Source organism: Acidimicrobiales bacterium (genome assembly GCA_022452035.1).
Taxonomy (GTDB): domain Bacteria; phylum Actinomycetota; class Acidimicrobiia; order Acidimicrobiales; family MedAcidi-G1; genus UBA9410.
Genome location: JAKURV010000012.1, coordinates 25,522 through 50,616, shown reverse-complemented (window position 1 = coordinate 50,616; position 25,095 = coordinate 25,522). Strand labels below are relative to the sequence as shown.

Sequence of the window (25,095 nt, the reverse complement as noted above, 5' to 3'; positions counted from 1 at the left end):
AAGGGGCAGAGTAGGTTTCGGACGACCCCCACACGGACGACCCGGAGCCCCTATGGCGATCAATTTCGAGGTCGAACCTGAGTTCCAGGAGAAATTGGACTGGATCGACGGGTTCGTGAAGGAGGAGATCGAACCGCTCGACCTCTACTTTCGAGGCACCGTGTCGCCGTTCGACAAGTCCAACAAGACGGCCCAGGCATTGGTCCGGCCACTCCAAGACCGGGTTAGGGAACAGGATCTCTGGGCCTGCCACCTCGGCCCCCACCTAGGGGGCAAGGGCTACGGCCAGGTGAAGTTGGCTCTGATTAACGAGCTACTCGGCCGGTCTTCTTTCGCCCCCTCGGTCTTCGGTTGTCAGGCCCCCGATTCGGGAAACGCCGAAATCCTCGCCCACTTCGGAACCGACGCTCAGAAGGCGCAGTACCTAGAGCCGCTTCTGGCTGGGGAGATCTCGTCGACCTACTCGATGACCGAACCGCAGGCCGGCTCGGACCCCAACTACTTCGCCTGTCGAGCCCTCCGGGATGGTGACCAATGGGTCATCAACGGAGAGAAATGGTTTGCCTCGAACTTCCGGTTCGCGACGTTTGCCATCGTCATGGTGATCACCGATCCCGACGTTCCCGTCTACCGAGGTTCGTCGATGATGCTGGTGCCGGCCGACTCCGACGGTCTGGAGGTGGTGCGAAACGTCGGGTTGGCCGGTGACCGGATCGCCGACGGGGATCACGCCTACCTGCGATTCACCGACGTACGCGTGCCGGCTCAGAACCTGCTTGGGGAAGAGGGGGCGGGGTTCCGCATTGCTCAGGAACGCCTGGGGGGTGGGCGGGTCCACCACGGCATGCGATCGGTCGGTACCGCGCAGCGCGCCTTGGACATGATGTGCGAACGGGTGCTGTCCCGGGAGACGAAGGGCTCCCTCATCGCCGAGAAACAGTCGATCCAACACTGGATTGCTGACTCGTGGATCCAGATCCAGCAATTCCGGCTTCTGGTCCTCCATACCGCCTGGCTCATCGACACCGTTGGGGACTACGCCAAAATCCGGCACCACATCGCCGCAGTGAAGGTGGCCACCCCGAAGGTTCTCATGGACGTGGTCTACCGATCTATGCACGCCCACGGATCGCTCGGGGTGTCAAACGAGATGCCGCTTATCGGCATGTGGATGACTGGTCCGATAATGGGCATCGCTGATGGCCCGTCCGAGGTCCACAAGGACACCATTGCCAAGACGCTCCTGAAGGGCTACCGGCCGGCAGATGGACTCTTCCCGTCAGAACACCTGCCAACCCGGATGGCCGAGGCTCGGGAAGCCATCGAGGCTCGGCTTGAACACGAGATTGCGAACCAATGACCAGCCGCCGGGCGATCGATTGCTGGGTCAATGTCACCATGGGCGAGATCAGGCATGTTGATTACCTGAAGCGAGCCAAAGAGGACTACTTCAAGGCGGGGGAAGAATTTTTCACCTCGTTGTCAGTCGACGAATGTCTGGCCGACATGGACGAGGCTGGGGTGGAGAAGGCCATCCTGACCGTACGGGTAAAGGACCCCTCGGAGACCGTTCTGGACTTTGCCCGCCAGCATCCTGACCGTTTCGCATTGGCGGCTCACGTACGACCCACCGCGGGCCTCCCCGAACTGTGGCGCCTCGAGGACCTGGCAGCCGAACACCCAGTGGTGATGGCCCGCGTCGTGCCGTTTGACTTCGATCTCCCACCCAGCGACGCCCAGTACTACCCGCTCTACACAAAGTGCGTGGAAATGGACCTGCCACTTAGTGTCAACACCGGTTTACCGGGTCCCCCGGTGCCGGGAGAGTGCCAGGACCCCATCCATCTGGACCGAATCTGCTATCGGTTCCCACTCCTACGACTGTGCATGGCCCACGGAGCCGACCCGTGGTGGGGTACCGCGATGCGCCTGATGCTCAAGTACCCCAACCTTTACCTAATGACCTCGGCCTACTCGCCGAAGTACCTCCCCCCCGAGGTCGTGCACTTCATGAACACCAGGGGGCAGGACAAGATTCTCTACGCCAGCGACCACCCTGTGTTGTCCATGAAACGCTGCATTGATGAGGCCGCCCAGCTCGACCTCCGTGACGGCGTACTGGACAAATACCTGTGGGGTAACGCCGAACGACTCTTCTTCTCCGATCGGCATCCACCCCGTGGATGAACGTCATCACCGCTAGAACGCGCAAGAGGTATGGTCCCGTGCGGATCGGGAGGAATCATGGTGGTTGAGGCAGGGGAAGGTGGATTCCGCGGTCCCAAGCGAATCAACCACGTTGCACTCAGCGTCTCATCTGACCTCCTCGGCCAACAGGGTCGAGCCGACCTGGCCTCCTTCTTCGACAACGTGTTCGGATGGGCCGAGTTGGACATGATGACCATCGATGGCCAACGGATGATCTTCTCGGTCAACTCCTACGACCGCTTCGTGTTTCTGCTGGCCGACGAGGCCCCTATGTCCTGTCCCCCTGGTCTGCCCGGCGACCACTTCGGTGTCCAGGTCGACAGCCTCGACGAACTCAACATCGTCCAGGCCAGAGCCGAGGCGTTTCAGGCCCGTGACGCTCGGGTGGAGATCCTCCCCTATGCGGTAGAGGACCACACGGTGTTGAAGTTGCACGCCTTTTATGTGCGCTACCTGCTCCCCATGTCCATCGAGGTGCAGTACTTCGAACTGACGCCTGGTTGACGCCAAACCCTGACCGTCAACTTCGGGGAACATCCCTCCAAGGGAGGTCTTTGTCGGACCAGGGCTCCCTAGGCAACCCCAACCACCGTTCGGCCAGATTGTTCTTCTGGACCTCGGTGGTGCCCCCACCGATCGAGATGGTGAACCGGTTGATCAGTTCGGCTTGGACCCACCGTCCTACCGGGTCCGGTCCGACCACTCCGGCAGCGCCGGAGATGGCGGTGGCTAATTGGCCGTTGCGGGCCTTCGATTCAGCAGCAAACACCTTGGTCAGGGCCGGGTCGACCACCGAGGACCCGTCTTGCCGCAGGGCGGCCCGGATTCGTCGACCCAAGAGCCTGATGATCTGTTCTCTGATAAAGGCGTCAGCTAGGCCCTGACGGACGACCGGATCGTCCTGGCGTCGGAACATGCGGGCCAACTCGACCAGCCGGTGGGCGGTACTCCCACCGCCTCGGCCAATGAACGCCGCCTCGTTGGCCAACACCATCCGTGCCGCCCCCCAGCCGCCATGCAGATCACCGACTAGCTGCTCGACGGGGATCCGCACCCCGGTCAGGAACACCTCATTGAAGTGCGTCGACCCGTTTGCCTGGACAAGCGGTCGCACCTCAACACCGGGTGTCGACATATCCATCAGGAAGAAGCTGATGCCCTGGTGCTTGGGGGCATCGAAATCGGTGCGGGCCAAGAGAAAGCCCCAGTCGCAGAACTGGGCACACGAGCTCCAGACCTTCTGGCCATCGACCACGAAGGAGTCGCCATCAAGAACCGCCCGGGTGGCCAGCCCAGCAAGGTCAGAACCCGCTCCGGGTTCACTGAACAGCTGACACCACGCCTCATCAGCCCGGAGTAGAGGCGGAATGAAGCGCTGCTTCTGGGCTTCGGAGCCCCAAGCCAGCAAGGTTGGGCCCAGCATGGCGATGGTGGCGCTCACGAACCCCGAGTGAGATCCGAAACGAGCTGCCTCCTCGGCGAAGATCCGACCCATCCAGGCGTCTCCACCCCGACCCCCGTATTCGGCCGGCCAGGTGATTCCCGCCCACCCATGGTCGGCCAGTGTGGCCTGCCACGCTCGACCTCGGGAGAAGTAAGCCTCGGCTTCAGCGTCGTCAGGAAAGTCCGACACGGTCCATGGGTCGACTTCGGCCAATGGCTCGGCGTGGGCGTCGAGGAACGACCTCACCTCGACCCGGAAGGCTCTCCGATCGGGAGATTCGACCTCAGTTTGACCTTGTTCGGACATCCACCACGACCCTACCGACGGTGGACGTGTCGACACCCGGTACAAAACCCGGTCGAGGACCCGTGGTCAAGTTGTTCAGTGTTCTCGGGCTCTCCAATCGAAAAGCGCTGGCTCTCCCAGACCCCATACGGGACCTTGGGCCCGCCCGGTCCCAGTTAACCGTCGATACACCAGGGCTTCGACAGCCCCGGCGGATCCCTAGGGGCGTAGGGTCCGGACCGTGGAGTGTGACTCTTCGGCGCCGCTCTCACCCGACTCGTTGCGCCTCGACGGCCGGGTGGCCGTAGTAACGGGCGGCGGAACAGGGATTGGACGAGGGGTCGCACGGACGCTGGCCAACTTCGGTTCCCGGGTGGCTGTCTGGGAGAAGGATCCCGATACGGCTAGGGCAGCCGGCGACGAGATCAACGGACTGGGCTTAGTCGTCGACGTACGGGAAGCCGACCAGGTAGAGGCCGCCTTGGCCGAGACCACAGAACGTCTGGGCTGTCCGACGATCCTGATCAACAACGCGGGCGGGACCTTCGCCGCCCCGTTCCTGGACAGCGACGAACGAGGTTGGAACGCTCTCCTCCGGGCCAACTTGCTCCACGTGATCCTGTGCACCCATCGTGTCGCCAGGTCGATGGTCGCAGCGGGCCTGGGAGGCAGCATCGTGAACGTGACTTCGATCGAGGCCCACCGGGCGGCCCCGCGGTTCGCTGCTTACGCGGCAGCTAAGGCCGGAGTGGCCAACTTCACCAAGACCTCGGCCCTGGAGTTGGCAGAACACGGCATCCGGGTCAACGCGGTTGCACCCGACCTGACTCGCACCGAGGCCCTGGAGGCCCTGGCTGGACCCGGGGGGCCATCACGATGGGACCGGATCGTGCCCCTGGGCCGGGCCGGAACCCCCGAGGAGGTCGGAGGGGCGGTTATCTTCCTGGCTTCTGACCTTTCGTCCTACGTCACCGGGGAAACGATCCACGTCGATGGTGGCACGTTCGCCTCCTCAGGTTGGTTCCACAGGCCCGATGGCGGCGGATACGCCTACGGACCCTGACCGGACCCATGCAGTTCTCATTCACCTATCCGATGGCTGGCGGCGACCACGACCCGGCACTGGCAACCCGCAACGGGATGCGCTCGGTGCTCGAGGCGGCTGAAGCGGGCGGGTTCGGCGCCGTCGGCTTCACCGACCACCCGATTCCCAGTCGACGCTGGTTGGAAGCCGGCGGGCATAACGCTCTTGACCCGTTTACTGCCCTGGCTTTCTGCGCCGCGGTCACTGAACAGATCCGCCTGATGAGCAACGTGGTGGTCGCCCCCTATCGCAATCCTTTTCTCCTAGCGAAGATGGTGGCTACCGTCGACGTCCTTTCCGACGGACGGACCATCCTCGGTGCCGGCACCGGATACCTGAGGTCGGAGTACCGGGCCCTAGGCATCGAGTTCGATGAACGCAACGACCTCTTCGACGAGGCCCTCGACATAATTCTCGCCGCGTGGTCCGGCGACGAGGTGACCTTCGAGGGCCGCCACTTCACGGCTTCCGGAAACCAAGCCCACCCTGAACCTACACAGCAGCCCCATCCGCCTATCTGGATCGGCGGAAACTCCGGACGAGCCCGCCAGCGGGTCGCGTCGAAGGGTCAGGGATGGATCCCGTTCCCGACCTCTCCACAACTGGCATCCACCGCGCGTACCGCGCCTCTTGAGACCCGTGACGATCTGGTGCCGATGCTCGACGATCTGTGGCAGCGATTGGAGTCAGCAGGGCGTGACTCGGCCGTGGACGTGCACTTTGTGTGTCCCGACGGCGGCTCCCCGGCTAACGATGACTTCAGCGTTGACGCTCACCTCGCAGGCTTGGCGGCCCTCGAAGAACTCGGCGTGACCTGGGTCGGCGTGCCGGTTCCCGGCGACCCCCTAGACCGAACCGTTGAGGCGCTCCACCGATACGGAGAAGAGATTATCGACGGTTATTGAGCAAGAAGTGAGTCCGGTTGGTGGCGACCCGCGGTAGACGTATTTGTGCCTAGGGACTCCTACATCGCCCCACCCTCCCCACCGGGGGGGGTGACAGACTCTGACCATGAGGGTGCTGGCCATATACCTCGCGATCATGCTCATGACTTTGGCCTGCGGTAGCGGTTCTGATTCGACCGTTTCAACGTCCACGCTCGTTCCTTCGACGACGACTACACCGGCCACTACTGCGGCACCCACAACAACTACGCCACCCACAACAACTACGCCACCCACAACAACTACGCCACCCACAACAACTACAACCATCGCAGCTCCCCCGCTACCACTCGTGGTAGCCACCATCAACTTGCTGCACGGTCTCGAATACGCCAGCGACTGCGCCCCCGAGACTGACCAGTGTGCCGCTCCCGCCCGACTTCGAGCCCTTTGGGCTCTAATCCAGAACGATTTGAACTGCCCTGACGTGGTCGCTTTTCAAGAGGTCAGCCCCCGTCAGCAGGAGCTGGTACCAGACATGCTTCCCACCCTGTGCGGTGGGCGGTACCAACTAGTGGTAGATGATCGCGGGCTGCCCGACCAGGAGATGATCCTGACCGACCTCCAAATCCTCGATGAGACCTATGTCGAGTTGGCAGGAGCCCCAATCTGGTCCGCCCACTGGGTCCGGTTGAAAACAGGACTTGGGATGGTGGACGTAGTCGCCACCCACTTCGCTAGCAGCAGCTTCAATCTCGAGTGCCTAGAACCAGGGGTGGCAGGCTGCGACGAGGCGTGTGCCCCCGGCGACGACTATGGGGCCTGTCATCCCCGCCAAACGCTGGCCCTCCTAAAGGACCTCTCGGTCGACGCTGTCTTGCAGTTGGTGGTCGGGGACCTGAACCGGCCGATCGGGGACTCCCGCATAGGCACACTCACCGATGCTGGATTCGTCGACACTTACCAGGCGGCTGGCCGCCCAGAGTGTGACCCAAAGACCGGTCTGGGGTGCTCCTGCTGTGTTGAGGGCGGTCCACCCCTGGCCGGCCTAGACGACCCTGCCGTGCGGTTTACCGAGCGGATCGACTTTGTCCTGGCTCGGCCTGGAGTTGGCTGTTCTTTACACATCGATCCAGAAACAACTGGTCACTGGGCAGACCAGCCACTTGATTCCCCCGTAGAAGACCTGTGGTGGGCTGCCGACCATGCCGGGGTAGTCGCCGGATTATCAGTGACCTGCTAGGCGACGTCGACGGCGACGGGCACGTATTCGCCGGCCAGTTTGGACGCGAACAGGGCCGGCCCCGAGAGACCGACCCTGACCTGCATATTTGTGGCTCCGGGGGTGGGGCTCGAACCCACGACCTGCGGATTAACAGTCCGACGCTCTGCCAGCTGAGCTACCCCGGAAAGAGCGTGCGCAGGATACCAGCGCGGTCCATAGCCCCGATCGGTTCGTGGGAGCCGACCGGGCACGCTTCAGTCCTCGTCTAGGTAGTCGCGGAGCTTTTGCGAACGGTGGGGATGGCGCAACTTGGCCATGGTCCGAGCCTCGATCTGTCGCACCCGTTCGCGGGTCACCCCAAAGTGGCGCCCCACCTCCTCCAGCGTGCGGGGTTGTCCTCCGTCTAGGCCAAAGCGCATCCGAACGACATCCTTTTCACGGTCGTCCAGCTCCTCCAGAGCGATCAGGATGGCGTCGCCGAGCAGGCGCCGGGCGGCCTCTTCGTCTGGCGCCACCGCTCCCAGGTCCGGCACCAGCTCGGCCAGGTTGGCGTCCTGCTCTTCGCCCATCGGCGAGTCCAGGGACAGCGGGTTGTCCTGCTCCTTGGCCAACCGGAGCAGGTCTCTGACCTCGTCAGGTCGCAGCACCGTGCGCTCGGCAATCTCATTGTGTGAGGGATCTCGTTCCAGCTCTTGGGACAGGTCGCGCTGGACCCGCAGCACCCGGTTCATGGCATCCACTTTGTGAACTGGAATTCGGATGGTGCGCGATTGGTCGGCGATGGCCCGGGTGATGGCCTGGCGGATCCACCACGTGGCGTACGTAGAGAACTTGAAGCCCTTGTTGGCGTCGAACTTCTCGACCGCCCGCATCAGGCCCAGGTTCCCCTCCTGGAAGAGGTCTAGGAGCGGAAGGCCCCGACCCCCGTACTTCTTGGCCACCGACACCACCAGGCGCAGGTTGGCCCTGGTCAGACGGTCACGGGCTCGGTCGCCTCGCCGCTGCAGGCGCCGCAGCCGGGCCACCTCCGAGCCGGCGGTCCGGTCCAGTTCGCCGGCCGCCGCTAGGTCGGCTAGCTCCGTCTCGGCCCGGTTGCCCTCCGTGATGCCGTTGGCCAACTCGACCTCCTCGGCCTGGGTCAGGAGGGCGACCTGTCCGATCTCGTGGAGATAGAGGCGGGTCGAATCGGCGGTCGACCCCTGGCCGGTTCCCGTCTGTGGGCGGATCCGGTACTCCAACGGTCGGGCCCTGACCAACCGAAGGACCTCCTCGCCGTCAGCCTCCACGGCCACCGTCTCGTCAAATTCGATTCCCTCAGCCTGCAGCGCCGTCCGAATGCCGGAGATCAACTCCGAGGTCAGCTCGGCATCACAGACCACGTCGATGACCTCGTCGAGTGTGAGGCGGCCGCGGGCCCGGCCGCGTCTGATAAGCCGGGCCACCTCGAACTCCGAGACCCCGGGCCAGGCCGGCACCTCGGAAGCCGCCTCAGGCATCAACCCTCCCCTCCGAATAGTTGACCAGCCACCGTAGTAGTGGCTCAACCTCGGCGAAATCGGTGAAGCCCTCGCGCAGGTCCATGACCCAGTTCCGGAGAAACGAGATGGACGGCTGATAGGTCGCCAGGTCGCCGGCCTGGCGGGCCTCGGCCTCGAGCACCACAGCGGCCCGCTCGGCAGCAAGGAAGAGTAGGCGTGACACCACGCCACAGGGGTCGTCGTCACTGGCGTCATCGACAGCCAGCCGGGCCAGCAGGTCACCCACCGCTCCCCCGGCTTGCTCCATAGCAGCGTGCAGGTCCCGGGTAGTTCCCAGCGCCTCGTAGGAGTCCTGGTTGACCGGGTCGTCAAACAGCACCGAGGCCAGGTGGTCGGCCACCTCGCCGGGCCGGTGAACCAGCAGCCGCAGTGCCTGGTGCTCCGGGGTCAGGTGGCCGGGTGTGGTTGGGTTGCCGCCACCGTCCACCGCCATATGTCGACCCCGAGTAGTCGGATCGCCGGCGGGCGTTTCGGCCCGGCGACGCACCTCGTCGGCGCTCACCATGCACCGGTCGGCAATCCGCATCACGTACTGGTCCCGGACCAGCGCGTCGGGATGTTCGACGACCAGTCGCATGGCCGCCGTGGCGGCCAGAGCTCGCCCCTCTGCCGAGTCCAGGTCGCTCCGGTCCAACTCCCGGTCCACCCGGAACTCCAGGAACGGCCGAGCTTCTTCAATGGCGGCCCGTAGGCCGTCCGGGTCGTTGCTCGCCAGGTCGCCGGGGTCGGCTCCAGCGGGTAGGGCGGCTACAGCGAACCGCAGACCGAACTCCTCTTCCCAGGCGTAGACCCGCTCGGCGGCTGCCTGGCCGGCGCCGTCAGCATCGAAGGCCAGCACGACACGGCTGGCGAACCGGCCCATGGTGCGGGCGTGCTGGGGGGTGAGGGCCGTGCCACAGGTGGCCACTGCCCGCTCGATGCCCGCCAGGTGGCACCCGATCACGTCGGTATACCCTTCGCACACCACCAGTTCGTCGGTCCGCCCCGCCTCGCCCTTAGCCCAGTGGAGCCCGTAGAGCACCTCGCTCTTGGAGTAGAACTCGGCGGCGTCCGAGGTGTTCTTGTACTTCGGTCCCTCGCCGTCGGGCAGCTTGCGTCCACCGAACCCAATGGCGTTGCCCTGGGCGTCGAAGATTGGAAACACGATCCGGGCCCGGAAGAAGTCGTACTGGCCGCCCCGCTTGTTGATGCCACCCAGCCCGGTGGTCACCCACTCGTCATCTTTCAGCCGCAGGTGGCGCGACAGCTCGGACCACTCGTCGGGTGCCCACCCGATCTGGAACCGGCGGGCCACATCACTGTCGTAGCCCCGTGAGCGGAGGTAGTCGCGGGCCGAACGGGCGGTGGAGTCCTCCAGGAGGCGCTCGTGGTAGAAGTCCGCGGCCCGCCCGATGTGCTCGGCATGTTCCTTGCGGCGGTTGCGGCTACGGCCCTCGTTGCGGTCCGTGTACCGCAGAGTGATCCCGACCTTGCCGGCCAGGAACTCGACGGACCCGGCGAAGTCCAGCCCCTCGGTTTCGCGAGCGAAGTCGATGGCGTCGCCCTTGGCCTGGCAGCCGAAGCAGTAGTAGACGCCCTTCTCGGCGTTCACCGAGAACGAGGGGGACTTCTCCCCGTGGAACGGGCAGAGTCCCATCCACTGGGCGCCCTGCTTCTTGAGCTGGGTGTGTTCGGTGATGAGGCGGACGATGTCAGTCTCGTCTCGCACGCGCCGTACGTCGTCGTCCACGATGCCCATCGGCCGAACGTACCACCGGCCTCACGGAGGCTTTCCGGCAGCCGGGCGGCCGTGGGACAGGTCAGGCGCCCTGGGCTATGAGCGCCTGGGCTACGGCCAGGCGCGCTACCGGAACCCGGAACGGAGAGCACGACACGTAATCCACGCCGGCCTCCACCAGTAGGTGGATGGACCGGGGATCGCCGCCATGTTCTCCACATACCCCGACCTCGAGGCCCGGTCGGGTCTCCCGCCCGGCCCGGATGGCCGCTGCCACCAGGGGGGCCACCGCCCCCTCGTCCAGGTGTTCGAATGGGTTGGCGTCCAGTACGCCTCGCTCTCGGTATTTGCCCATCAGGTCTCGTTCGGCGTCGTCTCGACTCAACCCGAACACCATCTGGGTGAGGTCGTTGGTCCCGAATGAGAAGAAGTCGGCGTGGATAGCTAGGTCGTCGGCCCGGAGGGCAGCACGTGGGGTTTCGACCATGGTGCCTACTGGTAGGGCGTCCCCTATGGCGGACGTGGTCATCTCGTCCAGGACCCAGCCCCGTACCAGCGCCAGCTCGGACGCTGTGGCTACCAGGGGCAGCATCACCGAGGCGTGCGGCTCGGCCCCGGCGGCTCGTGCGTCGGCCACCGCGGCGCACAGGGCCCGGACCTGCATCCGGTACAGGCCCTCGCGCAGGATGGCCAGGCGAACCCCCCGGGTGCCGAGCATTGGGTTGTGCTCCCGGTCCTCGGCGGTGTCGCCGCGGAACTCGTGCTGTGGCGCGTCCAGGAGGCGGACTACTACCGGGTGGGGCGCCATGGCCTCCAGTACCCCAACCAGGTCGGACCGCTGTACGACTTCTAGGTCGTCGAGGGCCGCTGCCTCTTCGGCCGGATCCTCAGCGGCCAGGAATCGCTGCACCAGCGGAAGCCTGTCACCGAGGAACAGGTGCTCTGTCCGGCACAGGCCGATGCCCTCGGCACCGAAGTCTCGGGCCCGGGCCGCGTCGTCGGCTCGGTCTGCGTTTGCCCGCACCCCGACGCGGTTGTCGCGTATCTCGTCGGCCCAGGACAGCAGGACGTCTAGCTCGGGTAGGTAGACCGTGCCGGCCAGGTCGGCTTCGCCGGCGAAGACCTCACCTGTTGAGCCATCGAGTGAGACGGCCGAGCCTTCGTCCAGTCGCCGACCTCCTAGGACCACGTGGTTGTCGGCCACTCGGAGGTCGGCCACGCCCACCACGGCTGGAATGCCCCACCCCCGTGCCACTACTGCGGCGTGCCCGGCCATCCCACCCCGGGCCGTCACAATGCCGGCCGCCTCCCGCATCCCGACCTCGTCGGCTGGCGTGGTCTCGTCGCGGACCAGGACTGCGGCCTCACCACGGTCCGAGGCATCTAGCACGGCTTCGGCGGTGAGGCACAGTGCTCCACTGGCCGCTCCCGGGCTGGCCGCTACACCAGTGCCCAGCGCCGCGGGCCTCGGTCCCTCGGCGAGGCCCGCGTGGAGCAGGTTGGCAATCAGGGAGGGCGGCACAGCGGCCACCGCCGCACGACGGGCTTCGGCGGTGCTGGCCGTCGTGGCATCGACTACAAGTTGTCGAAGGTCGTCGGCGCTTTCCATCCCGTCAGTCTGGCCGCCTTTGCCGGTGTCGACGGCGTCGGATCCGCTCAGGGGGTCAGGTGACCGCTCAGGTATTCCACCAGGTTGTCGACGGGCACCCGGTCCTGGGCCATGGAGTCCCGCTCGCGTACGGTCACCGCCTGGTCCTCCAGGGTGTCGAAGTCGATGGTCACGCAGTACGGCGTGCCGATCTCGTCCTGTCGCCGGTAGCGGCGGCCGATGGCCTGGGTCTCGTCGTAGTCGCACATCCAGTGGGGCTGGAGCAGGCCCAGCACCTTGTTGGATGGGTCTACGAGCTCGGCCTTCTTGGACAGCGGTAGTACGGCAACCTTGTAGGGGGCTAGGCGGTGGTCAAGGCGCAGGACGGTCCGTACGTCGTCGTTGACTTCTTCTTCGTCGTAGGCCGCCATGAGGAAAGCCATCGCCGTCCGGGTGGCGCCGGCCGCCGGTTCGATCACGTGGGGCACGTAGCGGTCGCCGGAGTTGGGGTCGTGGTACTCCAGTTTCGTTCCTGCGCTCTCGGCGTGGCGTCGGAGGTCGAAGTCGGTGCGGTTGGCGATGCCCTCCAACTCGTCCCACCCCCACGGGAAGAGGAACTCCACGTCGGCGGTGTCCGTCGAGTAGTGGCTCAACTCGTCGCTGTCGTGTTCCCGGAGGCGCAGGAGGTCCTCGGGCATGCCCAGGTCCCGGTACCAGCTCATCCGGGCGTCGCACCAGTAGCGGTACCACTCGGCCGAGTCGTCGGGCGGCACGAAGAACTCCATCTCCATCTGCTCAAACTCGCGGGTCCGGAACACGAAGTTGCCGGGGGTGATCTCGTTGCGAAAGGACTTTCCGATCTGGGCGATGCCGAATGGCGGCTTCTTACGCGACGTGTTCACCACGTTGGCGAAGTTGATGAACATGCCTTGGGCTGTTTCAGGGCGCAGATACACCTCGGCCGCCGATTCGATCATTGGACCGGCATGGGTCTTGAACATGAGGTTGAACTGCCGGGCCTCGGTCAACGTGCCGGACCCGCCGCACGATGGGCAGGCTTCCGGATCCTCGAGCTTGTCCTGGCGGTGCCGGGCCCCGCACTCCCGGCAGTCCACGAGCGGGTCGGAGAAGTTGGCCAGGTGGCCGGAAGCCTCCCAGACAGCGGGCGGCGAGAGGATCGAGGCGTCGAGACCGACCACATCGTGGCGCAGTTGAACCATGGTCCGCCACCACTGCTCCTTGACGTTGCGGAGCAGGAGGACACCGATCGGCCCGTAGTCGTAGGTGGAACGGAAGCCGCCGTAGATGTCGGCCGACTGGAAGACGAACCCGCGGCGCTTCGAGAGGTTCACCACCTTGTCGAACAGCGTCTCGTCGTTGGGGACCATGGGCGTGCAGGGTACCTGCGCACCCCTAAGCGAAGGGGTCCAATCCCTACGTGGGATTGGTTTCACGCCCTTCGACGAGGGTCGACGGTCGCCGGGTCGTTCAGGCCAGAATGGGCCGGTGAACATCATTGACCGGCTCCGGGGTGGTGCTTCCGGCCCCGACCCCACAGCGGTGTCCGGTAGGAGACTGGCTGCCTGGCTGCTGGACAACCTCTTCATGGCCATCGTCATCCTGCTGGTGCACCGGAGCGACGCCGTCCTGACTAACGATGCTGGTCTCCCGACATCCATCAACCCGACCATCATCTGGACAGCCACTGTCCTCATGGTGCTCAACCAGGTCGTGCTCACTATGGTCACCGGCTTTAGCCTGGGCAAGGCGGTCACCGGGCTGCGGGTGGTCAATCGACGGGACGGTGGCCTGCCCGGGTTCCGGGGGGCAGCCGGGCGGACCCTGCCGTGGGTGATCCCTGTGCCGTTCATCCCCCTGGTGGAGATGGGCTTGGTGTTGACCAGCCGGGGGCATCGGCGGATTGGCGACCGGATTGGTGGGACGCTGGTCGTTGACCGGGGCTGGGTCGGCGAGCCGGTGTTTGTGCCCGGGCTGGATCAGGTCCCCGGTGACGACCTGATCTGAACCGGTCTCGCCGGATCAGACCGGGTTAAGCGTGGCCCATGACCCTCCGGGATCGAAGGCGACGCTCCAAGTGGTACTCGGCCACTGTGGTGGCCACCGCGTCTACCTCCCTGCACACTCCCGGGTCGGCGACCTCGAGGGCATCGGACAACCCACCGCCCAGAATGGCCCGGAGCACGGCCAGCGCCGGCTCACTGACCGGCCGGCCCCGGCGGCAACCGTCACACAACACACCGCCCTCCCCTACGTCGATAGCCACCAGCGGTGACCCGTTGCCACAACGGACGCAGGCGTCTAGTTGGGGTGCTAGCCCCTCGTGGGCCAGCAGCTTCAGGTAGAAGGCCGGGACGACTAGCGCCGTGGGTCGCTCGTCCAGAGTTCGCAGAGCTCCCAGCAGCATCCGGTATCGCCGCTCGTCGGGCTCCCGGTCCGGGCTGACTACGTCAACCACCTCTAGGAGGGCCGAGGAGTCGGCGAACCGGTCGGCGTCGAGTCGCAGGCTCTCGAACCGGTCAATGGTCTCGGCCTGGGTCACGATGTCCAGGTCGCCTCGCCCGGCGTATAGCTGGACCGCCACGTGGCTGGTCGGCTCAAGTCGCCCACCGAACTTGCTGCGAGTCTTGCGTACCCCCTTGGCCACCGCCCGAACCTTGCCGTTCTCGGGAGTAAGCAGGACGACGATTCGATCGGCTTCGCCGAGACGCCAGGTCCGAAGGACGATGCCGTCGGCGCGGTAGAGGCTCACGCCTCGGGCCCGCCGACGCCGCCGTAGCGGCGGTCGCGGTCTTGGTACTCCTTAATCGCCGCGTACAGGTGCTCACGTCGGAAGTCGGGCCACAGTGTGTCGCTGAACACCAACTCGCTGTAGGCCAGCTTCCAGAGCAGGAAATTCGAGACTCGGTACTCTCCCGACGTGCGGATCACCAGGTCCGGCTCGGGCATCTCCGGGTCGTAGAGGTGTCGGGCGATGGTCTGCTCCGTGACCCTGCGGGTGTCGCCGTCGACGATCTGCTGGACGGCGTCAACCAGCTCGGCTCGACCGCCGTAGTTGAAGGCGATGGTGAACGTCAGCCCTGTGTTGTCCCGGGTAAGGGCGGTCGCCTCGTCCATGCGTCGGACCAGGCGCCGGGGCACCCGCCGGTCCCGACGGCCGATGAACCGGATGCGAATGTTGCGCTCGTGGAGTTCCCGCTGACGGTTCAGGAGGATCTCCTCGTTGAACTGGAGGAGGAACTGCACCTCGTCGACCGGGCGGCGCCAGTTCTCGGTTGAGAAGGCATAGACGGTGAACCAGCCCACGCCTAGATCGTCGGCACCGTCCAGGACCTCGAACAAGGCCTGCTCGCCGGCCGTGTGGCCGTCGGTTCGGGGCAGGCCGCGCTGCTCGGCCCATCGGCCGTTGCCGTCCATCACACAGGCGATGTGACCGGGGATCCGGGTCGGATCGAGATCCGAGGCAAGCACGGGATGAAACTACCCGCGCACCCCGTCGGCGGGGTGTCGGCAGGCCGTTCTAGCCTCCGTGCGATGGATGTGGCGGAGCAGGCGGCGATCGCCCTCGAGGAGGTCTGCGGGGCCCTGCCGGGAGGCGGTGAGCGCCGTCCCGGCCAGGAGGCCATGGTTCGCCGGGTGGCTGAGTCGATCGAGGCCGGAACACATCTGGTGGTTAGGGCGGGAACCGGAACCGGTAAGTCGCTGGCCTACCTCGTCCCCGCGCTCCTGTCAGGTCGGACCACCGTGGTGGCCACGGCCACCAAGGCTCTCCAGGACCAGTTGGCTACCAAGGACCTACCGTTCCTGGCTGAACACCTCCGAACCCGTCTTGGACGGACCTTCACCTTCTCGGTGTTGAAGGGTCGGGTCAACTACGTGTGCCGTCAGCGCCTCACCGAGTTGGCGGCTGTCGGCGATAGCCAGCAACAATTCGACGGCCTGGCCGATGCCGCTGACGCCGATCAACTGGCCACTATCGCCGAGTGGGCCGACTCGACGGAAACGGGCGATCGGGCTGATCTCCCGATTCAGCCCACGGCCATGACGTGGGCGGCGGTCAGCGTCGGTTCCCATGAGTGCCCGGGTGCTGCCCGGTGTCCCAGCGGAGGAGAGTGCTTCGCCGAGGCGGCTCGGGCGACAGCCGAGACGGTCGACCTGGTTGTCACCAATCTCCACCTCTACGGGATCGACGTGGTTACCGAGGGGGCGGCCCTCCCGTTCCACGAGGTGGCCATTCTCGACGAGGCGCACCAAACTGAGGACGTCCTGGCCCATGCCTCGGGATTCGAGTTGCGGGCCGGACGGTTTGTCGCACTGGTGCAGCGAGCTCGGTCGATCCTGGCTGGCTCGACGGCCGTCGAGAACGTGGCCGACCTAGCCGGCCGTCTGGACGATGCCCTCGGCCCCTACGTCGGCGCTCGCCTGGTCCCGGAGGCGACCGTTGAACTGCGGTCCGCCCTGAACCTGGCTGATACCCGCCTGGCAGCACTCCGGACCGAGTTGCTGGGCGTTCCGGCGGACGGCCCCGGTGACACGGGGGCCAGGCGGGCCCGTGCCCTCAGGTCGCTGGAGACCCTTGCCGGTGATGTCAGCGCGGCGCTCGACCTAGACGGTGGACCGATTCCGGGCCCCAAGGTGGCGTGGACCGAGGGGGCTGTCGGCCGGCTCAGTCTCCAGGTTGCCCCGGTCGACGTGGCCGCGGTGCTGGACCAGTGTCTTTGGGGTGAGCGCACCGTGGTCCTGACCAGCGCCACCATCCCGGCCAACCTGTCTACCCGCCTGGGCCTGACGGACCACCAGCACCGGATCGAGGACGTGGGTAGCCCCTTCGACTTCGAACGCCAGTCGCTCCTGTACTGCGCCACGTCGATGCCTGACCCTAGTGACGACGGTTACCGGGCGGCCTGTTACGACGAGATTGAGCGCCTGGTAACAGCGGCCGGTGGGCGGACCCTCGCCCTATTCACCAGCCGTCGGGCCCTCGATGAGGCCGTCGATGCCCTCCGCGACCGTTTTCCCTGGCAGGTCCTGCACCAGGACGACCTACCCAAGCCCTTGCTGCTCGCCAAGTTTGCCGACGACGAGACGTCGTGCCTGTTCGGCACCAAGGGGCTCTGGCATGGGATTGACGTCCCGGGTCCCAGCCTCTCGCTTGTCGTCATCGACCGGATCCCGTTCCCCCGACCTGACGACCCGCTGTTAAGCGCCCGTCGGGACCTGTTGGGGGATGGGGCGTGGCGGGAGATCGACCTCCCGCTGGCCGCCACCGAGCTGGCTCAGGGGGCTGGGCGCCTCATCCGGACGACCGAGGATCGGGGTGTGGTTGCCGTACTCGACCGGCGCCTGGCAAGCAGCCGCTCGTATCGGTGGGATCTTCTGGAGGCCCTCCCCCCAATGGCCCGTACGGCCGACCCGGACGAGGTGGTCTCGTTCCTGGAGGGGTTGTAACCGGGGCCCGATGGTGCCCTGCCGGTTAGTAGCCCAAGCGGTCTAGGGCCTTGGGCCGCCGCTGCCAGCCCTTGTCGACTCGTACGAAAAGCTCCAGGAACGCCCCCTCGGGCAGCTGGGCCCGAGCTGCCGTGCCGACTTCCTTTAGAACCGCTCCCTTCTTCCCGATCACGATCCCCTTCTGGGACTCACGCTCAACCAGGATTTCGCAACGGATCCGGGGCCACTCCCACTCGGTCACCCGGGTGGCGATGGAATGCGGCAGCTCCTCCTTCACCACGGACAGCAGCTGCTCACGCACCAGCTCGGCGACCCAGAAGGCCTCGGGGACGTCGGTGACCATGTCCTCCGGGTAGTACCGCGGTCCTTCCGGGAGCCGGTCCAGCACGTGGTCGCGTAGGGCGTCGACCCCGTCACCCGTCCGGGCCGAGATCGGGAAGTATTCGTCGAAGTCGAAGCCCGAGGCAGCGATCAGTTGTTCGGCTATCCGCTCCCGCCCCACTCTGTCGGCTTTGTTGACGACCAGCACGGTGCGGTCCTTCGGCAGCCCGGCTGCGATGAAATTGTCACCCCGCCCTATGGCACCGTCTGCCTCTACCAGGAAGAGCACCACGTCCATGTCGCCGAGCGCCGCCCGGGCCGTGTCGTTTAGGCGTTCGCCTAGCAGGGTCCGAGGCTTATGGATTCCCGGGGTGTCGCAGAACACGGCCTGGACGTCGGGTCGGGTCAGCACCCCGCGCACCTCAGTCCGGGTGGTCTGGGGCTTGTCGGACACGATGGTGACTTTCTGGCCGAGTAACCGGTTCAGCAGGGTCGACTTGCCGACGTTGGGTCGGCCGACGAGCGTCACGAAGCCCGACCGGTGACCGTCCCCTCCAGGCTCGACCAGCCCGTTCATTCGGTGTCCCCGGGGCCACTGATCCGCACCCGGGTTATCCGGCGCCCTACTACCTGTTCTACCCCGAAACGTCGACCGGCCACCTCCACGCCCTCGCCGACTTCGGGGACGTGGCCCAGCGCATCGAAGATCAGGCCGCCTACGGTGTCCCAGTCTCCGTCGGGCAGGGTGCCGCCCAGCATCTCGTCGAGTTCGTCGATGGGCATGCGCCCGTGGACCCGCAGGCCCCCACCGGCCAGCGGCTGAACCAGGGGCTCCTCAGTGTCGAACTCGTCCACAATCTCGCCCACTACCTCCTCCAGGAGGTCTTCCATGGTGACCAGGCCAGCCGTCCCTCCGTACTCGTCCACCACGATGGCCAAGTGGTAGCGATCGGCCTGCATCTCACGCAATAGGTCGTCGGCCTGCTTGGTCTCGGGCACGAAGCGTGGCGGCCGGGCTAGGGATCCGACCGGTTCAGTGTCCCGTCCGTCCAGGTGGGCCTTCATGAGGTCCTTGGCGTGGACCACGCCGACGATGTCGTCAACACCGTCGCCGCTGACCGGGACCCGCGAGTGGCCGTTTCGGGCTGCCACGGCTATGGCCTCCGCTACCGTCAGGTCGGCAGCCGCGCATTCCATGTCCGGTCGGGGAACCATTACCTCCCTGACCAGGGTGTCGCCGAAGGCGATGACCGACTCGATCAGCTCATGCTCCTCGGCGTCGATGGACGCCGAGGCAAGCGCCCGGTCGGCCACGGCTAAGAGTTCCTCCTCGGACATGCTGGGCGCACCGGTCCTGAGTCTCCGGGGCAGCAGGCGGTCCAGAAGGTCGACCAGGCCCAGAGCGATCCACCGCAACGGTCCGACCCGTCCAAGGGCCCTGGCAAGGGGCGCCAGGCGGAGCGCTAGCCGGTCGGTGGTTCGGAGGGCCATTGTCCGGGGCAGCACGTCGACCAGGGCGAAGCCGACCACCAGGAGACCGGCCAGCGCTACCGCGGCCCAGCTCGCGCCAACCCGGTCGGCTACCACGATGGCCAGCAGGCCAGCGGCCGACAGACGAAGGGCCATCAGTACGAACAGGAGGGGGCCTAGGCCACGCACTCGGTCGTCCAGCAGGTCCAACAGATCCGACCGATCCACACTGTCGTCGGCTTCCGTGCCGGAATCAGCCAGGACCTCGGCTTGGGCCCGACGGATGTGTAGAAGACTGGTTTCGGCGGCAACCAGCACACCGCTAGCCGCCATCAGCAGCACCACAAGGACCACCCCGAGCACGAGGCTCACGGCCGCTCCATCCCGTGTCGGGCCAGGTGGCCACGCTCCTTGGTCTGCATGGCCGCCGCCTGGTCCGGATCGGCGTGGTCGTTCCCTAGGAGGTGCAGGACGCCGTGCACCACCAACAGGGCCAACTCGGCGTGGTAGTCGCCGGCGTGCTCCGAGGCCTGGCCGGCGGCCACCGACGGGCACACCACTACGTCGCCCAGTAGAACGGGTACGTGGAGCGGCACCTCAGCCGGATCATCAACCGGGAAAGCCAGAACGTCGGTCGGGCCGGAGCCGTCCATGTGGTCGCGGTTCAGGACCTCGATGGACAACTCGTCCACGAAGTGTAGATGGACCTCGACCGGTCGGTCACCGAGTCCTTCGGCCAATAGAACGTCGGCCACCAGAGCCTCCCACCGGTCCACATTGACCGGCTGGGCGGGATCGGGGTCGTCCCGCTCGTCGTCCACAATCACTGTCGGGCCGGCGACGGGACCCGGTTGGGGAGGCTCTTGACTCATCCGGTCGGCCCGTTGGGACCCGGAGGCTCCGCTCCGGCCCGTTCATAAGCCTCGACAATGTCCTGAACGATTCGGTGGCGTACCACGTCGCGGGCCCCTAGTCGGACGAACGACAGCCCCTCGATGTCTGACAGGGTGTTCTGAAGGCCCTCGAGGCCGCTACGACCTCCCGGCACGTCGACCTGGCTGACGTCTCCCGTCACCACCACTCGCGACCCAAACCCCACGCGGGTAAGGAACATCTTCATCTGTTCGGGCGTGGTGTTCTGGGCCTCGTCCAGGATGACAAAGCTGTTGTTGAGAGTGCGACCTCGCATGAACGCCAGGGGCGCTACTTCCACCTGACTCCGGTCCAACAGGCGCTGGGCGGTCTCGGCGTCCACCATGTCGAACAGGGCGTCGTAGAGGGGCCGGAGGTAGGGGTCCACCTTGGCCATCAGGTCGCCGGGCAGAAAACCGACCCGCTCTCCAGCCTCAACCAGCGGACGGGTCAGCACGATACGGTCCACCTGTCCGGCCTTTAGCGCCCGGACGGCCATAGCCACGGCTAGCCAACTTTTGCCGGTACCCGCTGGTCCGATGGCAAAGGTGATGATCCCGTCGGTCACCGCCTCGACGTAGCGCTTCTGCCCCGCCGACCGGGGACGGATGGGCTTGCCGCTCGCCGAGCGGAGGATTTCCGCGGTGAGCACCTCTGAGGGCCGCTCGTCGGCCCGCACCATGTCGATGGCCCGGTCCAGGGTGCGCTCGTCGACGGCGAGGCCCTGTTGGAGGAGAGCCACTACCTCGTCGAAGACCCGTCGGACGGTGAGGGCGTGGTCGCCGTCGATGGTGATCTGGTTGCCTCGGACGTGGATGGCCGATCCGGGGAAGGCGCCCTCAACTCGTCTCAGTAGGACGTCGCGCTCTCCCACGAGGTCCGACATGAGGTCGTTGCCGGGGACGTTGACGGTGACGGTGGTCGACTCCATTGTTCGGACACAGGTTAACGGCAGCAACGGCCGTGGCCCGCAGGCGCCCCGACGGGTCGGTCGGCAACCACGGCTAACTTCGCCGGACAGCCGTTAATTCATTGCCCGATCCGGTCGGACACCTGTCCTTGTTGGGCGCCCTCGGCTCCCCACCTACTTCTTCTTCCGGCGGCGCCTGCGGCCCCCGGCACCCTGTGGGCCCTTGGCTCTGCTGCGGCCAAAGCGCTTCTTCGACCGCTCTGCGTCTAGGTCGGCCATCACCCGAGGGCCGGCCTCATTGACGATGTCCTCGGCGGCGTCCAGCAGAGCAGCGATGCTCTCGTCTTCACCCAGGCCGACCGGCTCGTCAGGCGTCTCCGGGGTGATGAGCGCTCCGTGGCTCCAGTTGACATCGACCCGGCGCTTGGTAAACGAGGGGCAATCTTCCGGGCAACGCCATGGCGCCTCGGGTGCCAGGTCCAGATTGCACTTCCGCACGGTGTCCCCGTTGGGGTAACTGCGGCTCTCGAAGTGTTTGCAGTTCTGGCGCATCGGCATGACCAGAGTGTGCCTCCTGGGGGGCTTCTGCCGGGTGACCGACTGGGTCGGCCCTGGCGGGTCAGCCGACTGAGCCCTCCATCTGCAACTCGATGAGGCGGCTCCACTCCACGGCGTACTCCATGGGCAGCGTCCGGGTGACCGGCTCGATGAAACCGTTGACCACCATGGACATGGCCTGCTCCTCGGACAACCCTCGGCTCATCAGGTAGAAGAGCTGGTCGTCGGCGACCTTGGACACTGTGGCCTCGTGGCCGACCACCGCATCAGCTGAACCGACCTCCATGTATGGGTAGGTGTCCGAGATGCTGTCGTCGTCCAGGATCAGGGCGTCGCACTGCACGAAGCTCTTGCAGCCGTAGGCGTCGTCCTCGACTCGAACCAGGCCGCGGTAACTGGTCCGTCCGCCGTCCTTGGAGATCGACTTGGAGACGATCTTGGATGTCGTCTCGGGGGCGGCATGCGTCATCTTGGCTCCGGCGTCCTGGTGTTGGCCCGGCCCTGCGTAGGCCACCGAGAGGACCTCACCGGAGGCTTTGGGCCCGGCCAGGATGACCGCCGGGTACTTCATGGTCAGCCGGGATCCGATGTTCCCGTCGATCCACTCCATGTGCCCCTCGGCCTCCACCCGGGCCCGCTTGGTGACCAGGTTGTAGACGTTCGATGACCAGTTCTGGATGGTGGTGTAGGTGACCCGGGCCGCCTGCTTGACCACGATCTCCACCACAGCCGAATGCAGCGAGTCGGTGCTGTAGACGGGGGCTGAGCACCCTTCGATGTAGTGCACCTCGGAACCTTCGTCGGCGATGATGAGGGTTCGCTCGAACTGGCCCATGTTCTCGGCGTTGATCCGGAAGTAGGCCTGCAGGGGCATCTCCACCTTCACACCGGGCGGCACGTAGATGAACGAGCCCCCGCTCCACACGGCGGAGTTCAGGGCCGAGAACTTGTTGTCGTTGGGCGGGATGATCCGCCCGAAGTAGGCGCGTACGACCTCCGGGTACTCCCGCAGCGCGGTGTCCATGTCGCAGAAGATGACGCCCTGCTCCTCAAGGTCTTCGCGGTTGCGGTGATACACGACCTCGGACTCGTACTGGGCGGTGACGCCGGCCAGGTACTTGCGCTCTGCCTCTGGAATGCCCAGCTTCTCGTAGGTGTTCTTGATTGACTCCGGGACCTCGTCCCAGTCGTCGGAAAGCGACTCCGTGGGCTTGATGTAATAGAAGATGTCGTCGAAGTCGATGCCTGACAGGTCACCGCCCCACCAGGGCATCGGTCGACGACCGAAGCGTTCGTAGGACTTCAGTCGGAAGTCCCGCATCCAGTCGGGTTCGCCCTTCATCCACGACATCTCGCGGATGATGTCCTCGTTCAGCCCCTTCTTGGGCTTGAAGACGTAGTCCTCCTCGTCGCTCCAGCCAAGCTTGTAGCGACTGAGGTCAAGACCGAGGTCGGTTGCGGACATCTGTGGCGTCTCCCTGGAGAGCGGTTTTCTGTCGTATCCGATGGCGGCCCATCGGGATTTCTCCTACGCAGATAGTAACAATTATAGGTGCAGAATCCCCGACCCTTCTCCCAGCGAGCAGGGTCGTGGGTGATCGCTGAACCGTCTGGGACAGACCCCGGGTACCCGGTCAGGCGCCCCGGTAAACCGGTCAGTCGTGTTGGCGGCGCTGGCGGTCCAGCCAACCCAGAAGCATGGCGATAGCCCGGGGGTCGTGGCGCAGGTGGTGGCCGGCGCCGGCGATCATCCGCAGGTCGGCGATTCCGTGGCCCGAGGCCAGCACCCGAGCGTCCAGTGGCGGCACCACCTCGTCGTCGCTGCCGTGGATCAGTAGGAGGTCGCGGGTGCCCAGCTCAGCCACCGATCGTTCGGCTGCGACATCCCGCAGGGCCGCTGACCATCGTCCGAAGTCGGTGGGTGCTTCCTCGGAGGTGATCACGCCGGCCTGGCGGGCGTGGAGGAGAAGACGGCGCGGGTTGGCCGCCCAGTCCGACCAGTCGGCCGGAGCGGCCAAGGCGGCCACACCTCGGATCTCGGGATCGACCGCCGCAGCACAGATGGCCAGTGAGGCGCCGGTCCCGAACCCAACGGCCCAGACGCCCTGCACGCTGTCCTGGCCGCGGAGGTCGGCCGCGGCGGCTGCCACGTCGTCTCTCCATCCATCCAGACTGAAATCACCCTCCGAGTCACCCATCCCGCGTAGGTACGGGACCATGGCCACCCAACCCATCTCAGTGGCGATGCGGAAGGCCAGTTCGGGAAAGGTGGCCACGCTGTTGGCTCCGCCACCTGGCCCGCTGGGAAAGCCGTGGCAGATCACCACGCCGGGCCGGCCGTCCCCGCTGAGTGGCGGACGGGCCAGGTGGGCGACCAGGCTCAGGTCACCGGACTGGAACCGGTGGTTCTCGAACCCGTCCGTCGGGTCGGGCCCCGTGTCGTCGACGGCCACCCGATCAGTCCAGCCGACGCAGCAACTCGCGGAACTCACGACCCCGCTGCACGTAGACCATGGCGTTGACCATGTTGGCGTCCTCGGGCACCACGCCCTCGCGGACGGTGGCCGGCACGCCGAGGGCCATGGAATTCGGGGGCACGATCTGGCCGTTGCGTACCACGGCGTTGGCCCCCACGATCGACCCCCGACCAACGACCGCCTCGTGGAGGACCACGGCCCCTACGCCGACGAGCGCCCGGTCCTCGATGGTGCACCCCTCGAGGTGGCATAGGTGACCGAGGGTGACGTCGTTGCCCACGATGGTGGCCAGCTCGCCTGTGCAGTGAAGCACGGCGTTGTCCTGGACCGAGGTCCGGGCTCCGATAGCGATGCGGTTGTCGTCGGCCCGGATCACAGCATGGGGCCACACGCTGGACTCGGGTCCCAGCACCACGTCGCCAATCACCACGGCCAGCGGATGGACGTAAGCCGTGGGGTCGACCTGCGGTACCCGGTCGCCTAGGGCGTAGACGGCCATTAGACGGGGGGCCGGTACCCGCCGTACCGGCCACCGAGGAACACGAGCGGTGAACCTTCGTCGACGTGGCTGAGGTCGGTAACCCGGCCCAGAACGAACCAGTGGTCGCCGGCGTCGACCACGTCGTGAATCGCGCAGTCGATGGAGGCCAGACATGACGGGATGGCTGGAGACCCAGAAGCTGCGGGCACCCAGCCCGTTTCCTCCCACGGGTCCCCGTCCTTGCGGAAGAAGGCGTTGGAGAGGTTCTCCTGGGTGTCGGATAGCACGTTGACGCAGAACGACCCGCTGATCTCGATCCGTGGCCACGTGTGAGAGCTCTTGCCGGGTAGGAACCCGACCAGGGGCGGGTCCATGGATACCGATACGAAGGAGCCGATAACCATGGCCAAGGGCTCGTCGCCGTCCATCCCGGTAACCAGGGTCACCCCGGTGGGGTAACGCCCCAGGACCTTTCGGTAAAGGTCGCCGTCGATCTCCGATCCCACCTACTACCTCCGTGCCGTCCG

24 protein-coding genes and 1 tRNA gene are annotated in these 25,095 nt (G+C 65.9%); 8 read left to right on the top strand and 17 right to left on the bottom strand.

Features of this window, described 5'->3' with window-relative positions:
• Positions 1–52: 52 nt before the first annotated feature.
• Genes MK181_05920 through MK181_05910 form a run of 3 tightly spaced genes read left to right on the top strand, consistent with a single transcriptional unit; the run spans position 53 to position 2,712 of the window.
• Positions 53–1,360, top strand: a complete 1,308-nt coding sequence (locus MK181_05920; protein MCH2419334.1) for an acyl-CoA dehydrogenase family protein — start codon at positions 53–55, stop codon at positions 1,358–1,360.
• A complete protein-coding gene (locus MK181_05915) occupies positions 1,357–2,187 on the top strand; it encodes an amidohydrolase family protein (protein ID MCH2419333.1) in 831 nt (276 codons plus the stop codon). The genes MK181_05920 and MK181_05915 overlap by 4 nt, the downstream gene beginning before the upstream one ends.
• A 57-nt stretch (positions 2,188–2,244) precedes the next feature.
• On the top strand, positions 2,245–2,712 hold the full coding sequence (locus MK181_05910) for a hypothetical protein (GenBank protein ID MCH2419332.1): 468 nt from the start codon (positions 2,245–2,247) through the stop codon (positions 2,710–2,712).
• 16 nt (positions 2,713–2,728) lie between these two features.
• Here the strand turns inward: MK181_05910 and MK181_05905 are convergent, their stop codons facing one another.
• The gene (locus MK181_05905) at positions 2,729–3,958 is read right to left on the bottom strand and encodes an acyl-CoA dehydrogenase family protein (protein MCH2419331.1); all 1,230 of its coding nucleotides are present in this window, start codon (positions 3,956–3,958) and stop codon (positions 2,729–2,731) included.
• A gap of 220 nt (positions 3,959–4,178) precedes the next feature.
• On the opposite strand from MK181_05905, the gene MK181_05900 reads away from it, so the two are divergent.
• The 3 genes from MK181_05900 to MK181_05890 all read left to right on the top strand — a co-directional run bounded on the left by MK181_05900 (position 4,179) and on the right by MK181_05890 (position 7,148).
• On the top strand, positions 4,179–5,000 hold the full coding sequence (locus MK181_05900) for an SDR family oxidoreductase (protein MCH2419330.1): 822 nt from the start codon (positions 4,179–4,181) through the stop codon (positions 4,998–5,000).
• A gap of 8 nt (positions 5,001–5,008) precedes the next feature.
• Positions 5,009–5,926 carry an LLM class F420-dependent oxidoreductase gene (locus MK181_05895; protein ID MCH2419329.1) on the top strand — a complete coding sequence of 306 codons (918 nt, stop codon included), beginning with the start codon at positions 5,009–5,011 and terminating at the stop codon, positions 5,924–5,926.
• A gap of 106 nt (positions 5,927–6,032) precedes the next feature.
• Positions 6,033–7,148, top strand: a complete 1,116-nt coding sequence (locus MK181_05890; GenBank protein MCH2419328.1) for a hypothetical protein — start codon at positions 6,033–6,035, stop codon at positions 7,146–7,148.
• A gap of 91 nt (positions 7,149–7,239) precedes the next feature.
• On the opposite strand, the gene MK181_05885 is transcribed toward MK181_05890, so the two are convergent.
• The 5 genes from MK181_05885 to MK181_05865 form a co-directional block, all read right to left on the bottom strand.
• A tRNA-Asn gene (locus MK181_05885) sits at positions 7,240–7,315 on the bottom strand.
• Positions 7,316–7,384: 69 nt separating this feature from the next.
• Positions 7,385–8,626: a sigma-70 family RNA polymerase sigma factor gene (locus MK181_05880; GenBank protein ID MCH2419327.1), complete on the bottom strand. Its 1,242-nt coding sequence runs from the start codon at positions 8,624–8,626 to the stop codon at positions 7,385–7,387.
• A complete protein-coding gene (gene dnaG, locus MK181_05875) occupies positions 8,619–10,406 on the bottom strand; it encodes a DNA primase (GenBank protein MCH2419326.1) in 1,788 nt (595 codons plus the stop codon). The genes MK181_05880 and dnaG overlap by 8 nt, the downstream gene beginning before the upstream one ends.
• A gap of 61 nt (positions 10,407–10,467) precedes the next feature.
• Positions 10,468–11,994 carry a PEP-utilizing enzyme gene (locus MK181_05870; protein ID MCH2419325.1) on the bottom strand — a complete coding sequence of 509 codons (1,527 nt, stop codon included), beginning with the start codon at positions 11,992–11,994 and terminating at the stop codon, positions 10,468–10,470.
• 47 nt (positions 11,995–12,041) lie between these two features.
• On the bottom strand, positions 12,042–13,361 hold the full coding sequence (locus MK181_05865; GenBank protein MCH2419324.1) for a glycine--tRNA ligase: 1,320 nt from the start codon (positions 13,359–13,361) through the stop codon (positions 12,042–12,044).
• A 118-nt stretch (positions 13,362–13,479) separates the two neighbouring features.
• On the opposite strand from MK181_05865, the gene MK181_05860 reads away from it, so the two are divergent.
• The gene (locus MK181_05860) at positions 13,480–13,998 is read left to right on the top strand and encodes an RDD family protein (GenBank protein MCH2419323.1); all 519 of its coding nucleotides are present in this window, start codon (positions 13,480–13,482) and stop codon (positions 13,996–13,998) included.
• A 25-nt stretch (positions 13,999–14,023) separates the two neighbouring features.
• On the opposite strand, the gene recO is transcribed toward MK181_05860, so the two are convergent.
• Positions 14,024–14,743, bottom strand: a complete 720-nt coding sequence (gene recO, locus MK181_05855) for a DNA repair protein RecO (GenBank protein MCH2419322.1) — start codon at positions 14,741–14,743, stop codon at positions 14,024–14,026.
• Positions 14,740–15,462: a polyprenyl diphosphate synthase gene (uppS, locus tag MK181_05850; GenBank protein ID MCH2419321.1), complete on the bottom strand. Its 723-nt coding sequence runs from the start codon at positions 15,460–15,462 to the stop codon at positions 14,740–14,742. The genes recO and uppS overlap by 4 nt, the downstream gene beginning before the upstream one ends.
• Before the next feature lie 63 nt (positions 15,463–15,525).
• On the opposite strand from uppS, the gene MK181_05845 reads away from it, so the two are divergent.
• Complete coding sequence (locus MK181_05845; protein ID MCH2419320.1) at positions 15,526–17,439, top strand: ATP-dependent DNA helicase; 1,914 nt, start codon at positions 15,526–15,528, stop codon at positions 17,437–17,439.
• Between the two features lie 25 nt (positions 17,440–17,464).
• Here MK181_05845 and era read toward each other — a convergent pair whose 3' ends face one another.
• The 9 genes from era to MK181_05800 all read right to left on the bottom strand — a co-directional run bounded on the left by era (position 17,465) and on the right by MK181_05800 (position 25,074).
• Positions 17,465–18,337: a GTPase Era gene (era, locus tag MK181_05840; protein ID MCH2419319.1), complete on the bottom strand. Its 873-nt coding sequence runs from the start codon at positions 18,335–18,337 to the stop codon at positions 17,465–17,467.
• On the bottom strand, positions 18,334–19,602 hold the full coding sequence (locus MK181_05835) for a hemolysin family protein (GenBank protein ID MCH2419318.1): 1,269 nt from the start codon (positions 19,600–19,602) through the stop codon (positions 18,334–18,336). Before MK181_05835 ends, era begins: the two co-directional genes overlap by 4 nt.
• Positions 19,599–20,102, bottom strand: a complete 504-nt coding sequence (ybeY, locus tag MK181_05830; GenBank protein MCH2419317.1) for an rRNA maturation RNase YbeY — start codon at positions 20,100–20,102, stop codon at positions 19,599–19,601. The genes MK181_05835 and ybeY overlap by 4 nt, the downstream gene beginning before the upstream one ends.
• Positions 20,099–21,073, bottom strand: a complete 975-nt coding sequence (locus tag MK181_05825; GenBank protein ID MCH2419316.1) for a PhoH family protein — start codon at positions 21,071–21,073, stop codon at positions 20,099–20,101. Before MK181_05825 ends, ybeY begins: the two co-directional genes overlap by 4 nt.
• Positions 21,074–21,226: 153 nt before the next feature.
• Entirely contained in the window at positions 21,227–21,610 is a 384-nt protein-coding gene (locus MK181_05820) for a hypothetical protein (protein MCH2419315.1), read from the bottom strand.
• Between the two features lie 61 nt (positions 21,611–21,671).
• Positions 21,672–23,075, bottom strand: a complete 1,404-nt coding sequence (sufB, locus tag MK181_05815; protein MCH2419314.1) for a Fe-S cluster assembly protein SufB — start codon at positions 23,073–23,075, stop codon at positions 21,672–21,674.
• A 190-nt stretch (positions 23,076–23,265) separates the two neighbouring features.
• Positions 23,266–24,063, bottom strand: a complete 798-nt coding sequence (locus MK181_05810; GenBank protein ID MCH2419313.1) for a hypothetical protein — start codon at positions 24,061–24,063, stop codon at positions 23,266–23,268.
• A 4-nt stretch (positions 24,064–24,067) separates the two neighbouring features.
• Positions 24,068–24,586: a gamma carbonic anhydrase family protein gene (locus MK181_05805; GenBank protein ID MCH2419312.1), complete on the bottom strand. Its 519-nt coding sequence runs from the start codon at positions 24,584–24,586 to the stop codon at positions 24,068–24,070.
• Complete coding sequence (locus tag MK181_05800; GenBank protein ID MCH2419311.1) at positions 24,586–25,074, bottom strand: flavin reductase family protein; 489 nt, start codon at positions 25,072–25,074, stop codon at positions 24,586–24,588. Before MK181_05800 ends, MK181_05805 begins: the two co-directional genes overlap by 1 nt.
• Positions 25,075–25,095 lie beyond the last annotated feature (21 nt).

Bases quoted from the DNA above. Each gene is read 5' to 3' on its own strand.
- MK181_05920 (MCH2419334.1), top strand. From the start codon at position 53: ATGGCGATCAATTTCGAGGTCGAACCTGAGTTCCAGGAGAAATTGGAC.
- MK181_05870 (MCH2419325.1), bottom strand. From the start codon at position 11,994: ATGGAAAGCGCCGACGACCTTCGACAACTTGTAGTCGATGCCACGACG.
- MK181_05915 (MCH2419333.1), top strand. From the start codon at position 1,357: ATGACCAGCCGCCGGGCGATCGATTGCTGGGTCAATGTCACCATGGGC.
- MK181_05825 (MCH2419316.1), bottom strand. From the start codon at position 21,073: ATGGAGTCGACCACCGTCACCGTCAACGTCCCCGGCAACGACCTCATG.
- dnaG (MCH2419326.1), bottom strand. From the start codon at position 10,406: ATGGGCATCGTGGACGACGACGTACGGCGCGTGCGAGACGAGACTGAC.
- MK181_05865 (MCH2419324.1), bottom strand. From the start codon at position 13,361: ATGGTCCCCAACGACGAGACGCTGTTCGACAAGGTGGTGAACCTCTCG.
- MK181_05880 (MCH2419327.1), bottom strand. From the start codon at position 8,626: ATGCCTGAGGCGGCTTCCGAGGTGCCGGCCTGGCCCGGGGTCTCGGAG.
- MK181_05905 (MCH2419331.1), bottom strand. From the start codon at position 3,958: ATGTCCGAACAAGGTCAAACTGAGGTCGAATCTCCCGATCGGAGAGCC.
- MK181_05820 (MCH2419315.1), bottom strand. From the start codon at position 21,610: ATGCCGATGCGCCAGAACTGCAAACACTTCGAGAGCCGCAGTTACCCC.
- MK181_05890 (MCH2419328.1), top strand. From the start codon at position 6,033: ATGAGGGTGCTGGCCATATACCTCGCGATCATGCTCATGACTTTGGCC.
- sufB (MCH2419314.1), bottom strand. From the start codon at position 23,075: ATGTCCGCAACCGACCTCGGTCTTGACCTCAGTCGCTACAAGCTTGGC.
- era (MCH2419319.1), bottom strand. From the start codon at position 18,337: ATGAACGGGCTGGTCGAGCCTGGAGGGGACGGTCACCGGTCGGGCTTC.
- MK181_05895 (MCH2419329.1), top strand. From the start codon at position 5,009: ATGCAGTTCTCATTCACCTATCCGATGGCTGGCGGCGACCACGACCCG.
- MK181_05845 (MCH2419320.1), top strand. From the start codon at position 15,526: ATGGATGTGGCGGAGCAGGCGGCGATCGCCCTCGAGGAGGTCTGCGGG.
- MK181_05910 (MCH2419332.1), top strand. From the start codon at position 2,245: ATGGTGGTTGAGGCAGGGGAAGGTGGATTCCGCGGTCCCAAGCGAATC.
- MK181_05805 (MCH2419312.1), bottom strand. From the start codon at position 24,586: ATGGCCGTCTACGCCCTAGGCGACCGGGTACCGCAGGTCGACCCCACG.
- ybeY (MCH2419317.1), bottom strand. From the start codon at position 20,102: ATGAGTCAAGAGCCTCCCCAACCGGGTCCCGTCGCCGGCCCGACAGTG.